This is a genomic window from Anoxybacillus sp. P3H1B (assembly GCF_001560855.1).
GTDB classification, from domain to species: Bacteria; Bacillota; Bacilli; order Bacillales; family Anoxybacillaceae; genus Anoxybacteroides; species Anoxybacteroides rupiense.
Genome location: NZ_LPUG01000016.1, coordinates 88,986 through 101,285 on the forward strand (window position 1 = coordinate 88,986; position 12,300 = coordinate 101,285).

15 protein-coding genes are annotated in these 12,300 nt (G+C 42.5%); 10 read left to right on the forward strand and 5 right to left on the reverse strand.

The features are described 5' to 3' along the window. Positions 1-4 precede the first annotated feature (4 nt). Complete coding sequence (locus AT864_RS10400) at positions 5-340, forward strand: YuzD family protein (protein ID WP_066148855.1); 336 nt, start codon at positions 5-7, stop codon at positions 338-340. A gap of 167 nt (positions 341-507) precedes the next feature. On the opposite strand, the gene AT864_RS10405 is transcribed toward AT864_RS10400, so the two are convergent. Then, positions 508-1,482, reverse strand: coding sequence for a multidrug resistance efflux transporter family protein (locus tag AT864_RS10405; RefSeq protein WP_066148857.1), 975 nt, complete (start codon positions 1,480-1,482; stop codon positions 508-510). 515 nt (positions 1,483-1,997) lie between these two features. Continuing rightward, positions 1,998-3,068, reverse strand: a complete 1,071-nt coding sequence (locus AT864_RS10410; RefSeq protein WP_044745115.1) for an NAD(P)/FAD-dependent oxidoreductase — start codon at positions 3,066-3,068, stop codon at positions 1,998-2,000. A 226-nt stretch (positions 3,069-3,294) separates the two neighbouring features. Between AT864_RS10410 and AT864_RS10415 the strand changes: the two genes are divergently transcribed. Beyond that, on the forward strand, positions 3,295-3,534 hold the full coding sequence (locus tag AT864_RS10415) for a YuzB family protein (RefSeq protein ID WP_044745114.1): 240 nt from the start codon (positions 3,295-3,297) through the stop codon (positions 3,532-3,534). Positions 3,535-3,753: 219 nt separating this feature from the next. Here AT864_RS10415 and AT864_RS10420 read toward each other — a convergent pair whose 3' ends face one another. Beyond that, positions 3,754-4,467 carry a DUF2225 domain-containing protein gene (locus AT864_RS10420; protein ID WP_221212154.1) on the reverse strand — a complete coding sequence of 238 codons (714 nt, stop codon included), beginning with the start codon at positions 4,465-4,467 and terminating at the stop codon, positions 3,754-3,756. Positions 4,468-4,659: 192 nt separating this feature from the next. On the opposite strand from AT864_RS10420, the gene dapF reads away from it, so the two are divergent. Then, positions 4,660-5,514 carry a diaminopimelate epimerase gene (gene dapF / locus AT864_RS10425; protein WP_044745112.1) on the forward strand — a complete coding sequence of 285 codons (855 nt, stop codon included), beginning with the start codon at positions 4,660-4,662 and terminating at the stop codon, positions 5,512-5,514. 159 nt (positions 5,515-5,673) lie between these two features. Continuing rightward, complete coding sequence (locus AT864_RS10430; RefSeq protein ID WP_044745111.1) at positions 5,674-6,036, forward strand: iron-sulfur cluster assembly accessory protein; 363 nt, start codon at positions 5,674-5,676, stop codon at positions 6,034-6,036. Between the two features lie 153 nt (positions 6,037-6,189). Here AT864_RS10430 and AT864_RS10435 read toward each other — a convergent pair whose 3' ends face one another. After that, a complete protein-coding gene (locus AT864_RS10435; RefSeq protein ID WP_066148859.1) occupies positions 6,190-7,182 on the reverse strand; it encodes an NAD(P)/FAD-dependent oxidoreductase in 993 nt (330 codons plus the stop codon). Positions 7,183-7,449: 267 nt separating this feature from the next. On the opposite strand from AT864_RS10435, the gene AT864_RS10440 reads away from it, so the two are divergent. The 5 genes from AT864_RS10440 to AT864_RS10455 all read left to right on the forward strand — a co-directional run bounded on the left by AT864_RS10440 (position 7,450) and on the right by AT864_RS10455 (position 10,778). Next, positions 7,450-8,673: an NAD(P)/FAD-dependent oxidoreductase gene (locus tag AT864_RS10440; protein ID WP_066148928.1), complete on the forward strand. Its 1,224-nt coding sequence runs from the start codon at positions 7,450-7,452 to the stop codon at positions 8,671-8,673. Positions 8,674-8,748: 75 nt separating this feature from the next. Beyond that, positions 8,749-9,246 (forward strand): NUDIX domain-containing protein, encoded by a 498-nt coding sequence (locus tag AT864_RS10445; RefSeq protein WP_066148930.1) that lies wholly within the window; start codon positions 8,749-8,751, stop codon positions 9,244-9,246. Positions 9,247-9,384: 138 nt separating this feature from the next. Then, positions 9,385-9,513, forward strand: coding sequence for a YuiA family protein (locus AT864_RS18165; RefSeq protein ID WP_044745109.1), 129 nt, complete (start codon positions 9,385-9,387; stop codon positions 9,511-9,513). Positions 9,514-9,646: 133 nt separating this feature from the next. Beyond that, positions 9,647-9,970 carry a YuiB family protein gene (locus AT864_RS10450; protein WP_044745108.1) on the forward strand — a complete coding sequence of 108 codons (324 nt, stop codon included), beginning with the start codon at positions 9,647-9,649 and terminating at the stop codon, positions 9,968-9,970. Between the two features lie 106 nt (positions 9,971-10,076). Continuing rightward, positions 10,077-10,778, forward strand: a complete 702-nt coding sequence (locus AT864_RS10455) for a 3D domain-containing protein (RefSeq protein WP_066148862.1) — start codon at positions 10,077-10,079, stop codon at positions 10,776-10,778. Positions 10,779-10,962: 184 nt separating this feature from the next. Here AT864_RS10455 and AT864_RS10460 read toward each other — a convergent pair whose 3' ends face one another. Then, the gene (locus AT864_RS10460; RefSeq protein ID WP_066148866.1) at positions 10,963-11,793 is read right to left on the reverse strand and encodes a cobalamin-binding protein; all 831 of its coding nucleotides are present in this window, start codon (positions 11,791-11,793) and stop codon (positions 10,963-10,965) included. A 90-nt stretch (positions 11,794-11,883) separates the two neighbouring features. Here AT864_RS10460 and AT864_RS10465 point away from each other — a divergent pair, with 90 nt between their 5' ends. Next, entirely contained in the window at positions 11,884-12,255 is a 372-nt protein-coding gene (locus tag AT864_RS10465) for a DUF309 domain-containing protein (protein WP_044745105.1), read from the forward strand. Positions 12,256-12,300 lie beyond the last annotated feature (45 nt).

The following is a 12,300-nucleotide window of genomic DNA, read 5'->3' on the forward strand; positions in this document are numbered from 1 at the left end:
GCCTATGTCGTTGAAGCAAGTGGAAATATGCGTATATGGAGCAGAGGTCATATGTGCTTCGTGTGTTAATTTGCCCTCTTCAAAAGAAACGTATGAGTGGCTTGAAGCCGCCATTAAACGGAAATATCCGGATCAGCCGTTTCTTATCACATATGTCGATATTTTTAATCCGCCGGATGACCAGGTTAAGAAAGCGTTTGCGGAAAAGGTCATTGAAGAGGATTTATTTTACCCGGTTGTGGTTGTGGAAGGGGAAATTGTGGGAGAAGGAAATCCGAAGCTAAGGGACATTTATGAAAAAATGGAGCAATACGGTTATCAAGCAGTTGAGCAACTGTAAAAATAAAACACGGCCGTCAAAAGTTTTTCCTATAAACTTGGCGGCCGTGTTTTACATTTTTACACAAGTGTTGATGAACCATTATTTTACTAAACATATGGAATGATTGGGCTAGAAATCAAGCCAGTCAATGGGTTTTTATTGGAGCATCCACACACCTGACATTTTTATGCATTTAGGCTTTGCTGACTGGAAGCAGAAGCATGCAGCCTTCGGGAAAAGTAGCTGTGCAAAATCATACCGATGACAATGGCTAGCATGCCGAACCATGAAAGGGCTGAAGGCATGGGAGCCGACAAGAGGAGGATTTCTCCGAACACGGCGAAAAGCACTTCCATTGATTGTGTTGCTTCAACAGCCGCCAGCTTATGCATATCTTTGCGCACCATGTCGGTAGCTTGAAAAAAAAGAATCGTAGCAATAATTCCTGAAAAGATAGCGACGAGCAGTGACTGGATGATTTGTTCCTTGCTTGGTGCGCCTGCTGTCAGCAACCCGTATAGCGATAAGAGCAGCCAAAATGGCAGGCTGGCCAACGTCATTCCAAGCGTTCGCTGATAGCTATCCAAACGGCCGCCGCAAATTTCCATCATTTTACGATTACCAAGCGGATAAGCGAAGGAAGCGACAATGACTGGCGCAACACCGAGCAGAACCGTGCGCCAAGATACATGGTTGGCTTGCTCAAGCTGCATAAGAATAATGCCGAAAAAAATGATCAATGAGATCGCCAGCCCTTTAATAGGAATCTTTCCCCGAACTTTTTTCAATCCTTGTGGCGTTTCGATGGTCTCGAAAAAAAGAGGAGCGAGCAACGACCCGGATATAATCGTAAATTGCCACGTCCCGGCAATCAGCCAGCCTGGAGCATACATGGCAGCAAAGCAAAGCGGGGCGTAAAACAGCCCGAATCCGACCAAGCTCCATACGAACCAAGAGCTAGGCTGCTTTCTCATTTCTTGAAACAAAGCCCGCGTGTTTTTTCGTGAAGCGACAATAAGAAAAAGAAACGGTACCATAAAAATAAATCGCAGTGATGCGCTCCACACCCAACCCCCTCCAGATAATTCCATTGATCGATTAAGGATAAAAGTGGAGGCAAAGAAGAAGGCCGCACAAATTCCTAAGAAAATCGGACGCAATGAGCTCACCTCTTACATGTGATTGAATGATCTAAAACATACATGTGGATAAAATAGTTTCCCTCGCTTTCACTATTTGCATCAACCCACTAGATCTGGGCGGGGTATATGACTTATTTTAGCAGAGATGGAGGAGAAGGGGTATCGATAAATACAAGCTTGAAGATGGAAAGCCCTTTCTTTTGACCACCCATATGAGATGGTGTCAGAACCGCGTTAGATGAGGAACATCGTATTTGTAAACCTGTGAACGACTCAGCACTTATGAAGTGAGAGACGATTTTCTAAGGGGCATTTCAAGTTTCCATGTAGTACGTACTGGATGGAAGAAAAAATAAAGTCGGGGAAATCCAGTGGTCGTTTGCTAGATTTATTATTGTTGCATATCTTTTTTCAATCAAAAAGGCGGAAATGACTCCGCCTTTTTTTACATCAAAAAACCGTCCAAGTTTTGATTTTTTATAAGCAAATACTGATTGATCAAAGGGTTTGGAGATATTTTGAGCCGTTTTGCATCAATATCCATTATGATATTTGTACATCCAAAGAACGCCAGATTTTAACAGACGCGGCACTCTGCCGGTTAAAGGACGGTCAGCGACAAGGCCAAATCCATGCTTTTTGCCGAGAGAACCGAGAATGCCTTTTAGCTTAATCGGCGGAAATTCGTTTGGCGGTTCTTCTCCGCGCCAGCGGCTTTGCAGCACTTGAACAATTTGCTCTGCCTGTCCTTCCGCAAGCTGTGCGCTTGGGGAATGAGGAAGGCTCGCACAGTCGCCGACAACATAGACATTTTCATATTCAGGGATATGGTGCTGGTTGGTTAAGACCACGCGGCCTTGCCCGTCTTTCTCCACATTTAACTCACGAACGACCCGGCTTGGCTGGATTCCTGCTGTCCATACAATGGCGTCACAGTGAATAGGCTCATCGTGATTATATAATATGCCTTCTTCAACTTTTGTGATATTGGAATGGCGGACAATGCTGATGCCATGCTCATGAAACCAGCTTTCGACATATTGACTGAGCCGCTCTGGAAACATAGGTAAAATTCGTTCTCCGCGGTCAAATAGCATCACGTGAAGATCAGGACGGCTTTCGGCCAGCTCACTTGCCAATTCGACACCGCTTAATCCTGCTCCAACGATACCGACAGTGGATTGCGGAGGTAAATTGCTTAATGTTTGATATGTGACACGGGATTTTTCAATCGACTGGATGCTATGTGTAAACTGTTCCGCCCCAGGGACGTTATGATACTTATCCTCACAGCCTAATCCGATGACTAAATCATCATATGCTACAGTCGTCCCATCATGCAATAAGACCGTACAGGCATCCAAATCAATACGAACAACTTCTCCAAAGCAATATGTGAGGCGAGGGTGTTCTGGAAAAGGTACACGAATATCGTGGTCGCTGACGGTACCAGCAGCTAATGCATAGTATTCCGTTTTTAAACAGTGATACGGAACACGGTCAATCAGCGTAATGTGAACGTTCTCAGGTAAATGGTTTGGGAGAAGGCGAAGCAAAATTCGCATATTTCCATAGCCCCCACCAAGCAGAACGAGGTTTCTCATGCTAGAATTCCCCTTTTGTAGTTGTCTTTTCACGCAAAACGTTGACCAAATGACATTAAAAGTATAGCGAAATTGTGACAAAATCACAATAATTTTTCGAAAAAAATGATAAATATATAAAGGACTTTCTTTATTCAGGATGGCGGAATCAAGAAATAAAGTGTCATAAATTGACGGCGACGATAAAAATCGTTACCATTTAAAGCAGGTAGTGAGGTGACAAGCGTTGATTCAGCCAATTATTGAATTTTGTATAAGCAACTTAGCGAATGGTTCACAAAAAGCGCTGGAAAAATTGGAAAAAGATCCGAACCTAGATATCATTGAATATGGATGCCTAAGCTATTGCGGGAAATGCGGCCAGTCGCTTTTTGCGTTAGTAAACGGCGAAGTAGTAACAGGGGAAACGCCGGAGCATTTGGTAGAAAACATTTATAAATTTCTTGAGGAAAATCCAATGTTTTAGAAAAAAGCGGCTGCAGACAGCCGCTTTTTGAATATCCTTCTTTATATGGTTGCCGCTTGATATGTTAGCATAGAGTTCGTCAGATTTTTGCCATGCGAATGCATGAAGAAAAGATCAGTCACAAGAAGCTCTGAATCTAAGATTTATTCGTTCAATCTTTATAAATGCATGCATATCGATTTTTGGGAGCCATTGGTGCTAGAAATCGACCACTTGCGCTTATTTTAGCCGTTCATCGCCGTGTTGATGGTTAGAGTTTTCGCCGCTGCGAATTTCCTGCCATCGTTCATGAGCCATAGCAATAATCCCTGTTTCAATGGTTTCCTTCTTTTTCGCAATCACTTTTGAAAAATATAAAATCGCCTGTTTTGTTTCACCTAATCTTCGATGCAGTTCACCTATGAGATAAAGAATACGCACCTCAGACATATGGGTTCCAAGAAAATCGTCGTTGCTATAGGATGCCATGTATTCCTGTAAAGCGAGACGCATAAAACGCTTTTCTTGTTCAGGAACTTTGTATGTGCGATAAAGCCAAGCAAGACGCATATACAAGCCAGCAAGAACAATGTGTTTTTCGTGCTTCAGCGTAGCTGAATAAATCCCGAGCTTATACGTGCTAACCGCTTCTTGAAACGTTCGCTTTCCACTATAATTGTGTCCGCTCCAAAGCTGACAAATATGTTGCTGAATCGCTTCAAATGTTTGAGGAGGGAAATAAGCAGAAAAATCTTCTGTCACCGAAAATCCGCAATGAGGACAAACACTCACATAATAAAGCAGCGGATTTAGGTCTTCAGACTGGTAGTATGAACAAAAATCGCTGTCGTGTTTTATTGGCCGAAGAAAGCGGGAGCGAATCTTTTTCGTGGTGTATGGCTGATGACAAACAAGGCAAGAAATCTTTCGATCATATAACTCATTTATTTCCATGATGCTTCCCCCGCGATTGATTTAAGGATAAAGGCCTATTACAAATTTATTATACAGATAAGAGCACAAAAAAAGAAGATGCCAGAGCATCTTCTTTTAAAGGTGTATATGAAAAAACGGGGGATATTTTCATTGTTTCCCAACAATATCGCGTTTATACTTATATGTACAAAATTTTTAGGAGGATGCACAATGGGCAATTTTTCGTTTGCGAAAATGCACGGCTTAGGAAACAGTTATATATATGTCAATTTGTTTGAAGAGACGATCCCAGAAGAGCTTTTGCCAGAGCTAGCGATCAAAGTATCCAATGTTCACACAGGGATTGGATCGGATGGACTGATTTTAATTTGTCCGTCAAACGTCGCTCCTGTGCGCATGAGGATTTTTAATAGTGACGGCTCCGAAGGAAAAAATTGCGGCAACGGCCTTCGCTGTGTAGCGAAATATGCTTATGAGCATCAGTTGGTGAAGGAGCGCTCATTTTTTATTGAAACATTGTCAGGGCTGGTGAAAGCCGAAGTTTCTGTGGAAAATGGCCTTGTGACTAACGTAACTATTGATATGGGTCACCCTCGCCTTAAGCGGAGTGAAATTCCGATGATCGGAGAGGAAGCAGAGCAGGTGGTCGCAGAACCGATTCGAATCGCTGATCAAACATATACGATGACCGCTGTTTCCATGGGGAACCCACATGTCATTTTTTATGTAAATGATATTCACCAGGCTCCTGTGACCTCGCTTGGTCCTATTGTTGAAAAAGACAAACGGTTTCCAGAGGGGGTTAATGTGGAATTTGTAGAAGTTGTCAGTGATCATGAACTGCACTTTCGTGTATGGGAGCGCGGTTCAGGAGTCACACAGGCGTGCGGAACAGGGGCATGTGCAGCGGTGGTAGCCTCCGTACTGAATGGTTGGACGGCCCGTAATCGTGAAACAGTTGTTCATCTGTTAGGTGGCGATTTATTTATTACCTGGACAGAGGAAGGAAATGTGCTGATGACAGGGCCTGCCGAAACGATTTGTACAGGTGTGTATGAGTACTAAGACCAAGTGTTGATCTCAATCGGTAAATGGATCTTTGGCCCAAATGATCGTTAGTTGTCCAAAGAAAGCTAAAGCTGTAGCAAAATGGAGGCTGACGATTTGAATCGTTTGAACAAGTGATAGGAAAACAGATATACTAATGAAAAAGGAGGGAATGATATGAGCGACGTCATTCAGTTGACGGAAGCAGCGGCGTTTCAAATTAAAGATATGATGAAAGAGCATGGAGAAGAGAACGCTTATCTCCGCGTAGGAGTAAAGGGCGGCGGCTGCAGCGGATTATCATATGGCATGGGGTTTGAACATGACCGCCATGAAGATGATCATGAGCTGGAGCAGCATGGTATTAAAATATTAATTGATAAAGAAAGCGCGCCAATTTTAAAAGGCACGATTATCGATTACAAACAGTCGTTAATGGGTGGAGGTTTTACAATCAACAACCCGAACGCGATCGCCACATGCGGCTGCGGATCGTCGTTCCGTACGGCGGCAAACGCTGGAACACCGGAGGAGTGCTAAGGCTATTTAGCGACGAACTTCTTTATAAAAAGGGCGTCCTTATGCTAAGGGCGCTCTTTTGTGCTATTTGCCATAAACATTGTGCTCCATATTTGTGAAGAAAATAAAACACGGCAGGGAGGTCTAGGAATCGACCGCCTTGCCGCAGATGGTTTAGAACATAGAAGAAGAATGCATTGGCTGTATTTTGGCTTTTGGATCAATATAGGCTTTCGCGTTATTGACTGCCGTTGGCGCTTCACCGAAGCCGCAGGCAATTAATTTTACTTTTCCTTCATATGTGCAAATATCGCCAGCTGCATAAATGCCTGGAATATTTGTTTCCATTTTGGAGTTTACTTTAATGGAGTTTTTTTCAATTTCAAGTCCCCATTCTTTAATCGGTCCAAGGGATGATACGAATCCATAGTTGACCACTACGGCATCCACATCAATCGTTTCTTTTGAGCCGTCTTTTGCATTTTCGAGAATCACTTGGCGAATGCCCCCATCGTCACCGACTAAATCAACGGGCACAAATGGTGTTTTGACAACAACTTTGGAATTCATTAAATTCTCTACACTATGCTCATGAGCCCGGAATTTATCGCGGCGATGGACAATGGTCACTTTTTCAGCAATTGGCTCAAGCATAAGCGCCCAATCGACAGCCGAGTCGCCGCCGCCGCAAACAAGCACTTTTTGTCCCGCAAATTTATTTAAATCATCAATAAAGTAATGCAGGTTTTTCCCTTCATATTGAGCGGCATCTGCCAACTCAAGGCGTCGTGGCTGGAAGGCGCCGTTTCCAGCTGTAATGATGACAGCTTTCGAATAATGGATTTCTTTGTTTGTTGTCAGTTTAAAAATACCATCATCCTGCTTTTCCAGTTTTTCAACGGATTGTTCTAAGCAAACGGTCGGATTAAATTTGGCCATTTGCTCCTTTAAATTATCAATCAGTTCTTGTGCGCGAATTTTAGGAAACCCAGCGACGTCGTATATGTATTTTTCTGGATAAAGAGCAGATAACTGTCCTCCCAATTGTGGAAGGCTTTCAATAATTTTTACGCTTGCTTGGCGCATTCCTCCATAAAACGCTGTAAACAGCCCTGTTGGTCCGCCGCCAATAATCGTAATATCATATACCTTCTGGTCTTCCTTCATGACCCCTTCTCCCCCCTACTCAATGAAAAATGCAGACACTTACATCATAACATATTCATTACTTTTATAAAAAAGAAAAAAATCACTTGAAAACGATACGAAAAAAGACTAATATGTTTTTGGGTGGATTGTTAAGATTTTTTGACAATTATTCGACATTTTTTTGTCCCTTATCGTGAATTTATTCACAAACTTTTTTTCAATAAAATGCAGCATGAAAGCGCACGCTAGTGGTAAATGCTGCAAATAAAAAATAAAAAGGTGGAAGTGATTGAGTTGAAAAAGCCAAATGTTGTAATTTTAGGGGCAGGCTATGGCGGTTTGATGACCGCGGTGCGCTTGCAAAAGTTTGTTGGAGTGAATGAAGCGAACATTACTCTTGTCAACAAAAACAATTATCACTACGAAACTACGTGGTTGCATGAGGCCTCAGCTGGAACGCTGCATCATGATCGCGTGCGCTATCCAATCGCTGATGTGATTGATCGCAGCAAAGTGCAATTTGTGCAAGATACGGTTGTTAAAGTAGTTCCGCAAGAGAAGCGAGTGATTTTACAAAACGGCGAATTAACTTACGATTATTTAGTCATTGCGCTCGGTTTCGAATCTGAAACATTTGGCATTAAAGGGCTAAAAGAGTACGCATTTTCTATTGCTAACGTGAATGCCGCCCGCCAAATTCGCGAGCATATCGAATATCAATTTGCGACCTATCATACAGAAGAAGAAAAGCGCGATGAGCGTTTAACGATTGTTGTTGGCGGTGCTGGATTTACGGGTATCGAATTTCTTGGCGAGCTGGCAAACCGCATTCCAGAGCTTTGCCGTGAATATGATGTGGATCCGAAAAAAGTGCGCATCATTTGCGTTGAGGCTGCTCCGACAGCTCTTCCTGGCTTTGATCCAGAGCTTGTGGAATATGCGGTTAGCTTGTTGGAGCGCAAAGGAGTAGAGTTTAAAATCGGAACAGCCATTAAAGAATGTACACCAGAGGGCATTGTGGTTGCGAAAGGTGACGAAGTTGAAGAAATCAAAGCAGGCACAGTCGTTTGGGCCGCGGGTGTGCGTGGAAGCTATGTCATTGATGAATCTGGCTTTGAAGCAATGCGGGGCCGTGTAAAAGTGGATCCGTTCTTGCGCGCTCCTGGTTATGATAACGTATTCATTGTCGGCGACTGTTCACTAATGATTAATGAAGAAACGAATCGCCCATATCCGCCTACAGCACAAATTGCGATGCAGCAAGGCGAGTTATGCGCGAAAAACCTTGCCGTTTTAATTCGCGAACAGGGCGAACTGCAGCCATTTAAGCCAGACATTAAAGGAACGGTATGTTCGCTTGGGCATGACGACGCTATTGGCGTTGTGTTTGGTAAAAAGATGTGGGGGGCAAAAGCAAGCTTTATGAAAAAAATGGTTGACAATCGTGCCCTCTACTTGATCGGCGGTCCATCTCTCGTTATGAAAAAAGGAAAATTTAAGTTCTTCTAATAAAGAAATTGTATGGGCAAACAAGCTTTTGTTTGCCCTTTTTTTAAAATTGAAGGAAAAAGAGGTTGGAGCTATATGAAAAAGAAGCGTGGGCATGTGTGGCTGGCGGCAGCAGGGATCGTACTAAATGATGCAGGGGATTGGCTTGTTGTCAAGAAGAAGTATGGCGGATTGCAAGGACAATGGTCATTGCCGGCAGGATTCGTGCAGCGTGGAGAAACAGCAGATGAAGCGGTGATCCGGGAAGTGGAGGAAGAAACAGGAATCCAAGCCGAAGTGATCGGATTGATTGGATTGCGCACAGGAGTCATAGATGATGAAATCAGCGACAATATGATGATTTTTTTGTTGAAGGCTTTATCCAAAAAAATGGTCATCCAACAAGATGAACTATGGACAGCGGCGTTTTTATCGAAAGAGTCTCTTTTGAGTGATTCAAGTGCGTCGACTTTGCTGCAGCATCTGCTGAAAGCATGGCCTTTATCCTATTTCCATTTTCATAACGGATTGGATCCGGGTGAACCATTTGGATATACAACATACCGAGTTTATTTCAAAAATTCAAAAAATTAAGAAAAACAGAGGAAATGAAAGGATTTTGCCAATGTATCCGTTTACATCGGGGGAAATCGTCCGAAATGCTCCTTTTCTTTTTGTATAGATCTTTGATATATTATCAGAAAATTAAGAAAAGGGAAGAGGGATGACATAATGAAAAAGACAGAATCAACGGTATGCCCATATTGTGAAGGAAATGGTTACGTTCAATTGTTGTTAGGCGGTTCAGAAACATGCTATTGCTGCTCCGGAAAAGGAACCGATAGCAAAAATCATAAATAAATGATAACTGAGGGGCAAGTTTATATGCTTGCCTCTATCATTTTGCTACGCAAAAGCGCTTATATGAATGCTTTCATTGACTCCCATTCTACGTTTCAGTACACTTAAGAAGGATGTACTGGAGGTGATGGGGATGGAAATGAGCGTACCCGTTTTATTAATATCCATGTTATTGTTTTTTGTGTTATTTTTTGGGATTGGCTTTTTATTGAATATGATTTTAAGAATGTCATGGATTATGGCTATTTTAAGTCCGATTGTCTTTATTTTTATTATTGATGATGTGAGATGGACAGAATATTTTACTCATCCAGGCGCTTCATTTACTGCGCTCAAACACAAAATATTATCGCTGGCGCCTGCTGATGTTATGATCCTTAGCAGCGGGCTTGTCGGCGCCATTTTTGCCGGAATTGCGATTCGGGCGCTGCGTGCTAAAGGATATCAAATGTTTTAAGACTTTCGCTGAATAAGCGAGAGTCTTTTTTATTTTCTCATTCTTCCCCCGGTGAATATTTCGTTTTCCCTGTGGAAATAAATAGAACCATGGGAGGAGTGAGGAAATGAATATAATTAGAAGAATGAGTATGACGCTTTTATTTATCGGCGCGCTTTTTACTACATTTCAATCTGTTTCTGGAGTAGAAGCGAAGACAATTGTTCACTCACTTTATAATTCATCCGTTTCATTTTTTCAACGCAGTTATTCTTTTTTTGATAACTTCGAGATAGACAACCATGCATTAGCAAATGAGCAATGGACTCGATATGAAGAGCGGGTGCAGCCGCAAATTTCATCCGAACAAACGATGAATCACTCGCTAAACTTAGAGGAAGCGATCGATTGGTCGCAATACCCTTCCACTACTGTTGTTGCGACTGGCTATACAGCAGGCGTGGAATCGACAGGGAAATCGCCGAACCATCCGGAATACGGCATTACTTATTCAGGTGTACGAGTCAAACGAGATCTCTTTTCAACGATTGCTGCTGATTTAAATGTGTTTCCTATTGGAACGATTTTGTTTATTCCGGGATATGGATATGGGGTAGTGGCAGATAAAGGAGCGGCTATTAAAGGGAACCGCATTGATTTATACTACCATACAGTAGATGATGTGTACAAACATTGGGGCAAGAAAACGGTGAAAGTTTATATTGTGAAAAAAGGAAATGGGACATTATCCGAGCAAGAGCTAACTAAATTAAATGAGGATGAAGCCATGCAAGTGTTTCGGCAACAATATTTGAAATCGGAAAGTTAATGAAAATAGAGAAGGGCTGTTCATGACAGCCCTTCAGATTGTTTATAAATGCTTCCATCCTGCGTCACTGTTCTCGTACGTCTCAAGCACTCGGCCATGTTTCTTGTCTGCCAAGTGGCTTTAAGCCAGTCTGGTGTGAGACCGCCATCATCAATGAAGAATGTTAAAATGGTTGTAGACAAAGTCAACAGTGACTTTGTCTTTTTTCGTGAAGTAAAGGATCGATATGATCATATTCTGGAAATATGTCAGGGTGAAGCAAAGCAGCAAGCTTTTTTAATCCGAGCAGTAGCCTTGGTGAAGGACGACAAAATAAAGATTCTTCGAGGACGGAAATGCGCCCTGCTTTTACTGCTTGGATTTCGCTCCATCCGGGACGCTTGTTGACGATGGTTGGATCGATTTTTTCCGTTCTCACTCCAACCCAAACAAGGCAAATATGTTCCGGGTTTCGTTTTTTTACTTCATTCCAGTCTGTTTGGATATTGGCTGCCTCGATATCAGCAAAAACATTCGTTCCTCCCGCTAGCACGCTTATTTCAGTAAGCCAATTTGCTCCTCCAGGAGTGAATACAGGTTTTGGCCACCATTCCCAGTAGAGAGAGATCGGTGCCTCGATATTTTTAGCTAGTTGCTTATAGTGATGGATAAATGCTTGGTAACGAGTGACGATTTTTTGTGCTTGTTCTTTTTTGTGCATTGCTTCTCCTAATAAAAGCAAATCGGAAGCAATATCATTCAACGAATTTGGCTGGAAGACGATATAAGGAATACGTCGTTTTTGCAACTCAGCAATGTTTCTCTCCATTCCTGGCACGCTTAAGGAAGCAAGCACAAGATCTGGATTCATCGCTTCGACTGCATCCATATCGATCTTTAGATCAGGCCCCACTTTAGGAAGGGAATGTACTGCTCTTGGCCAATCCGAATAATCGTCCACGGCGATTAAATTCTCTAAGCCTCCTAGGTAAGCGAGCAGTTCTGTATTGCTTGGGCATATGGAAATGATTCTCATGATTATCACCTCTTTTTTATTCCATAATGGTGTATTCTTCTTCTGCTGTGCGGTTTCCTTGTGATATGCTGAAAAAGGGGAGGGAGAAGCGTGTATCCGCTTGCGTATTATGAGTTTTTTGTGAAATTTAACGAGGGAGATTTTTATACGTGCCATGATTTATTGGAAGAAATTTGGATGGAGGATAAAAGCAATTTTTTCATTAAAGGATTGCTGCAAATGACGGTAGCTTTATATCATTATAGCTATGGCAATGTGAAAGGAACACGGATGATGATGGAAGCTGCCCAAAACTATTTGCAGCCTTATCGGCCCATCCATTGGGGGCTGGATGTAGAAGCGGTATACAGCTTTATTGAACGCTGTCTTGACTTGATTCCAGCAGATATTGAGCGAGTGGATTTTTCTCAGATTCATCGTCTGCCTTCTCTTCCTGAGCTTGTATTAGTGCTACAAGATTAGCTGGCTAGCGAAATGGGATGATGCATTGTATGATGATAGAGGAAA

Coding starts and splice junctions, on each gene's coding strand:
- AT864_RS10400 (WP_066148855.1), top strand. CDS start 5: ATGTCGTTGAAGCAAGTGGAAATATGCGTATATGGAGCAGAGGTCATA.
- AT864_RS10410 (WP_044745115.1), bottom strand. CDS start 3,068: ATGAGAAACCTCGTTCTGCTTGGTGGGGGCTATGGAAATATGCGAATT.
- AT864_RS10420 (WP_221212154.1), bottom strand. CDS start 4,467: ATGGAAATAAATGAGTTATATGATCGAAAGATTTCTTGCCTTGTTTGT.
- dapF (WP_044745112.1), top strand. CDS start 4,660: ATGGGCAATTTTTCGTTTGCGAAAATGCACGGCTTAGGAAACAGTTAT.
- AT864_RS10430 (WP_044745111.1), top strand. CDS start 5,674: ATGAGCGACGTCATTCAGTTGACGGAAGCAGCGGCGTTTCAAATTAAA.
- AT864_RS10435 (WP_066148859.1), bottom strand. CDS start 7,182: ATGAAGGAAGACCAGAAGGTATATGATATTACGATTATTGGCGGCGGA.
- AT864_RS10445 (WP_066148930.1), top strand. CDS start 8,749: ATGAAAAAGAAGCGTGGGCATGTGTGGCTGGCGGCAGCAGGGATCGTA.
- AT864_RS18165 (WP_044745109.1), top strand. CDS start 9,385: ATGAAAAAGACAGAATCAACGGTATGCCCATATTGTGAAGGAAATGGT.
- AT864_RS10450 (WP_044745108.1), top strand. CDS start 9,647: ATGGAAATGAGCGTACCCGTTTTATTAATATCCATGTTATTGTTTTTT.
- AT864_RS10455 (WP_066148862.1), top strand. CDS start 10,077: ATGAATATAATTAGAAGAATGAGTATGACGCTTTTATTTATCGGCGCG.
- AT864_RS10460 (WP_066148866.1), bottom strand. CDS start 11,793: ATGAGAATCATTTCCATATGCCCAAGCAATACAGAACTGCTCGCTTAC.